Source organism: Mesorhizobium sp., assembly GCF_041661565.1.
In the GTDB taxonomy this organism is placed as follows: domain Bacteria; phylum Pseudomonadota; class Alphaproteobacteria; order Rhizobiales; family Rhizobiaceae; genus Mesorhizobium.
The window spans coordinates 1-2577 of the sequence record NZ_JBAZUD010000266.1 but is presented as its reverse complement, the minus strand read 5'-3'; the positions used below and the strand labels follow the sequence as shown (position 1 = coordinate 2577).

Genomic DNA, 2577 nt, shown 5'->3' with positions numbered 1-2577 from the left:
CATCTATGCCTTGCGTCGGCTCGTCGAGGATCAGGACACGCGGCTCGGTGCGAAGCCATTTGGCCAGCACCACTTTCTGCTGGTTGCCGCCGGACAATTCCTTGACCGGCTGCTCGTAACTGGAGAAGCGCAACTTCATCCGTTTCAGCCAGCCCGCGACCAAATCGATGGCGCGATCCGTGCCGTAAAAACCGGCCGGTGCGGCCTTGTCGAGAATGGGCAGCACCGCGTTGTCGAGGATCGAGAAATCCATCACCAGGCTCTGGCCCATGCGGTCTTCCGAGACATAGGCAATGCGCGCATCCATAGCGTCGCGCGCAGTTGCGAAGCGCTGAGCTTTGCCGTCGATCAGGATTTCGCCGGCATCCGGCTGGTCGATGCCGAACAGCACGCGCGCGATCTCGGTCCGCCCGCTGCCGACCAGGCCGCCTAGCCCGAGCACCTCTCCGGCGTGGAGCTTGAGATCGATGCCGGAAAAGCCGCCGGCGCGCGACAGCCCCCTTGCCTCGAGTACCAGCGCGCCGGTGGCGTGGCGCCGTTCGGGATAGAGGTCGGTCAGTTCGCGGCCGACCATCATGCTGATGGCGGCGGCACGGCCGAGCTCCGCCTTCGGCTTGACGCCGACAAGGCGGCCGTCGCGCAGCACCGCGATGCGGTCGGCGATGCGGAAGATCTCGTCCATGCGATGGCCGACGAACATCATCGCCACGCCATGCAGCCGGAGATCGGCAACGACTGTGAACAGCCGCTCGACCTCGCGCTGCGACAGGGCCGCCGTGGGCTCGTCCATGATCAGCACGCGCGCGTCGAGCGAGAGCGCGCGGGCGATCTCGACCAATTGCTGTTCGGAAGTGCGCAACGTTCCCAGCCTTGTTTCGGCCGGCACGTCGAGACCGACCGTCGCCAGCACCTTGCGCGCGCCGGCCAGGATGGCTGCGTTGTCGATGCCGCCGAAGCGGTCGCGCGGCATGTGGCCGAGATAGATGTTTTCTGCAACCGACAGGTCTGGGAACAGGCCGGGATGCTGGTGCATGACCGCGATGCCGGCGGCCTGGGCGTCGTGCGGGGAATGGAACAACACGGGCTTGCCGTCGACTTCGACATGGCCGCCGGTGGGAGCGTGCACACCGGCCAGCAGCTTCACGCACGTGCTTTTGCCGGCGCCGTTTTCGCCAAGCAACGCCAGCACCTCGCCGGCGCGCAATTCGAAGGAGGCGTCCTTGAGGGCGATGGTGCCGCCAAAGGCCTTTGTGGCCTGAACGAGGGCCACGGGGACAGCCACGTTTCGCTGTACCGTGGCGTCGGCCTGGCTATGTGTGCCTGAGTCCAGCACCTCTCCTCCCAGTTGTTGTTCTTTTTTCAATTTGCTATATTAAATGCTCCAGGCCCGCAACCGTAAAATTGACTTCCGCTGCCCCGGGAGGCACTGTCGCGCTGCGGACGTGCAAGGCTGGAGTGCCACGATTGCAGCAGCTTGACATCTCCCAGCGGTCCGCGTGGCGCCGCGAGACATGAATGGAGACGCCGGTTTTGTCTGGAAAAGGCAGTAATTCCGTCAAGGTTCGGCACTACAATGAGCGTTTTGTGCTGGATGCCATTCGCCGGCTGAAGGAGGCTTCCAAGTCCGATCTGGCGCGCGCGGCGAACCTTACACCGGCTGCGGTGGCAACCATTGTCGACGGGCTGGAGGCCTCTGGTTTCGTAAAGCAAGTTGGAAAAAGGTTCGGGCAACGCGGATCTCCTTCCACACTCTACAGGCTAACGCCGGAGCGCATCTACAGCGTCGGCATCAAGATCGGCCGGCGTGCGCTAGAGGCCGTGCTTGTCGACTTTGCCGGCGAGGTCCGCGCGCGCGAGTCGCACGAATACCGGTTTCCGGATCCCGATATGGTGCTCAGGGCCGGAAATATGTCGCTTGCGAATTTCGGCAAGGTGGTCGCCGGGCTTGGCGATGCCAGCATTGTCGGCGTCGGCATCGCTTCGCCCTATTTCCTCGGCGGCTGGAGCGAGGAGCTCGGCTTTCCCGACGACCTCGGCAGCCGCTGGGAGGCAATCGACCTGACGACATTCTTCGCCACGGGGCCCAACGCTCCAGTTTTCGTGGAAAACGACGCGTCGTCGGCAGCGCTGGCCGAACTCATCCAGGGGGCCGGCGCGCGTTTCCGCGACTTCATGCATATCTCGATCGACACTTTTGTCGGCGGCGGGCTTGTGCAAGGCGGCAAGGTCCACACTGGTCCACATGGCAACACCGCTGCGCTTGGCCCGTTGCCGGTCTCGCCTTCAAGCCTCGATTCGGTGGCGGCCAAGCCGGCGCGCTACCAGAGCCTGCTGCACCGCGCCTCCATCTATGTGCTGGTCAATCATCTCAAGTCCCGCGGCATCGAGATCAATCGCGTGCGGGAACTGGACCCGCTGCCGCCTGGGGCGCGCGAGCCATTGTTCGAATGGCTCGAAGATTGCGCCAACGCGCTGGTCGAGGCGATCATCGCCATCACCTCCGTCATCGACATCGAAGCGATCGTTCTCGACAGCATCCTGCCGCGGCCGATCCATCTGGAGCTACTGGCGAGGGTG

The 2577-nt window shown here is 64.0% G+C and carries 2 protein-coding genes; one reads left to right on the top strand and one right to left on the bottom strand.

The window, feature by feature from the left end; all coding sequences use genetic code 11:
* A partial coding sequence (locus tag WC739_RS25340; RefSeq protein WP_372955729.1) for a sugar ABC transporter ATP-binding protein occupies positions 1-1270 on the bottom strand: 1270 nt, incomplete at its 3' end.
* Positions 1271-1515: 245 nt separating this feature from the next.
* Here WC739_RS25340 and WC739_RS25335 point away from each other — a divergent pair.
* On the top strand, positions 1516-2577 hold a 1062-nt coding region (locus tag WC739_RS25335; RefSeq protein ID WP_372955728.1), incomplete at its 3' end, for an ROK family protein.